Origin of the sequence: uncultured Thiodictyon sp., from assembly GCF_903828115.1 — a bacterium.
GTDB lineage: Bacteria > Pseudomonadota > Gammaproteobacteria > Chromatiales > Chromatiaceae > Thiodictyon.
The window spans coordinates 1-2,345 of the sequence record NZ_CAIKKU010000318.1; the positions used below are offsets into that span (position 1 = coordinate 1).

4 protein-coding genes are annotated in these 2,345 nt (G+C 54.0%); 3 read left to right on the forward strand and 1 reads right to left on the reverse strand.

All coding sequences use genetic code 11. The features are described from left to right. The 3 genes from QZY48_RS11545 to QZY48_RS11555 all read left to right on the forward strand — a co-directional run. Positions 1–418, forward strand: a 418-nt coding sequence (locus QZY48_RS11545) for a UPF0175 family protein (RefSeq protein ID WP_295431003.1), incomplete at its 5' end; no start/stop codon positions are given. Between the two features lie 23 nt (positions 419–441). Next, the gene (locus QZY48_RS11550) at positions 442–624 is read left to right on the forward strand and encodes a DUF3368 domain-containing protein (protein WP_295431004.1); all 183 of its coding nucleotides are present in this window, start codon (positions 442–444) and stop codon (positions 622–624) included. 75 nt (positions 625–699) lie between these two features. After that, positions 700–1,035: a DUF4351 domain-containing protein gene (locus QZY48_RS11555; RefSeq protein ID WP_295431005.1), complete on the forward strand. Its 336-nt coding sequence runs from the start codon at positions 700–702 to the stop codon at positions 1,033–1,035. A gap of 323 nt (positions 1,036–1,358) precedes the next feature. Here the strand turns inward: QZY48_RS11555 and QZY48_RS11560 are convergent, their stop codons facing one another. Beyond that, on the reverse strand, positions 1,359–2,183 hold the full coding sequence (locus QZY48_RS11560; RefSeq protein WP_295431006.1) for a tetratricopeptide repeat protein: 825 nt from the start codon (positions 2,181–2,183) through the stop codon (positions 1,359–1,361). Positions 2,184–2,345: the final 162 nt, after the last annotated feature.

Consider the following 2,345-nt stretch of genomic DNA (forward strand, 5'->3'; position numbering starts at 1 on the left):
CGACGATCTGGCGCAACACCTCATACTGTCCCTCGTTGATCTTCTTTGGCCGACCACCTTTCGACATCGTTGCGCGCCTCGTTCTTGTAAACTCGCGCAAGAATATCGGCCAGGTAGATTTTGTCTATACCCTCTCAGCAAGGCGCTCGACAGCGGCGACTACCTGCTGATTACCCGGCACGGCAAACCGATCGGGATCGCCGCCGCCTTCGATGACGGCCTGCTTGACCTGGGGTTCAGGAAGTGGATCGCGGTGCGCTCCTTCCAGGCAGGCGATCTTAGCCTGGGTCAAGTGGCGCAGGTGTTTGAAAAATCGCGGGAGGAGACGATGCGACTCCTGTCCGACCTGGGGGTCCCGATCGCCGACTACGACCTGGCGGATGACCTGGAGACCCTCGCCCTGCTCGGCGGCAACTGAATGGCTGCCATCGTCAGCGGATGATGAAGATCCCGGTGTTGGGGCTGGTCGGGGTTCTGTTGCTTGCGGTAGAGCGGGGAATCCTTTCGCCGCAAATGGCCGAAGCACTCTTGCAGGAATCGATCGACCATGGGTTTCGGCTGTCCGATCGCCTCCATCAGGCGTTCAAAGACCGGCTGGCGTTGTCTGCCGATGAAGTTAGATGACATGCCCTGAGTGCGCCTATCTGACGTACCGCTACCCGTCCTGATGAGGACCGCATCGCGGTTTACGCATGGGCGGTGCGGGGTTTGTCGGCACGGGCACCCGATCCCGAGAAACGACTCAAATACGTCCGGTTCGTCCATATCTACGCCGCTTTGAGCGATGCGGAGCGTGAACGCTACCAACAAGACTACCCCGAGGAGACCGCAACCATGGTGTCATTTCAGACCAGGTTTGAGCAGATCGGCGAGCAACGCGGCGAGGCCGCCATGCTGCTGCGACTCCTGGAGCGCAGATTCGGTGCGGTATCGGAGCAACAGGGCGAGCGAATCCGGAACGCCGACGCCGACACGCTATTGGCATGGTCGGATCGCATCCTGACGGCCGCGGACATCAACGAGGTTCTGCATTAAGCACTCGCCCGTCATGGCGCGGCAACCCAGCAGGTTGGCTCGCTGGCTTATGCTTTCTCCCAAGGCTTCTTTCCGGACTTGATTAATCTTCTCGCTTCATCAACGCTAGTGTTACCAGGCTTCCCTCCCACATTTTGAGGAAACCACAAGGTTCCACCGCAGTCCCTGCAGGTGGTCTTTTTTGAATCATATTCCCCTCTACCACACTTCAGGCATATTTGGTCGGCCATGCTTATCACCTTTGCGGCAAGTGCAAGCTTCAGATATCGCGCCGCCTTTCGATACCCAAGCACGAGTTAAAGATAGCATTGAATTGGCCCCAGTTAGCCCGCCAGGAACTCCTCTAATTCTTTACTCCTATCCGGGTCGATTTTTTGGAGTTTAGCTACTATGTGCGAAGCCTCATCTAGTCGATCAGTCATAAAATAAACGATGCCCAACCAATAATTGGCATGGCCGTTTAGTGAATCGGTGGCAAGATAATCCATTAGCTGGACTTCGGCGCGGCGTAACCTCTCGGTGCGAATCCAAGCCATGTCGGGTGCTGAAGAGCCGTCGATGGCCATTTTCGCATAACTTCTGCCGAGGATATACTTGACCGGGTGGTCGTCTGGCTGCTGCTTGAGGCGTTTGTCGCAAACGTCAGCAAAATCAGCGAGCATATTGGCCTTTTCTGCACAGTAACCCAATGCGGACAGTGTTTCTGCCTTTGGCTCAAGTTCATAGGCGCGCTTGAAATAACGGACTGCTCCATCCCAATTCTGTGTGTCCCAAGCCATCTTGCCCTTCTCGAAGTTCGCGCTGGATGCCACGTTTCGCGCCTTTGGATTGTTAGGATCGGCACTGTATGCTTGCTCTCCGTAGAAGAATGCTTCATCAGAATATTTTTGGCCGTCCATGGTGAGAAAGGAGCGTGCCAACGCAACGCAAGCATCTACGCAGTTTGGATCAATCTCCGTCGCTCGAACGAATGTCTCGAAAGCTTCGCGCGTCTGTCCATCGTTGAACATCTGCAATCCTTGCTCATACACTTTCTGCGCTTCTTCGGAATCGCTCGCAGGTAGCGTTACTTCGCGACCATTGCTTTCATCCGTCATGAATACGGCGAGCACTGGCGGATTGATCAACTTAAATTCATCGACCGGCACCCATTCAGGCTTGATTTTCCATAAGTACCTTAATTTAAATATTTGTAGGGGCAGGTCGATTGCAATAAAACCATTTAATTATTAATCTTTTGCAACTATTTTGACTGTTGGCTTTCTAACTAAGCATAGTAGGTCGCCAGCGTGCATGTATTGTTGGTCGAC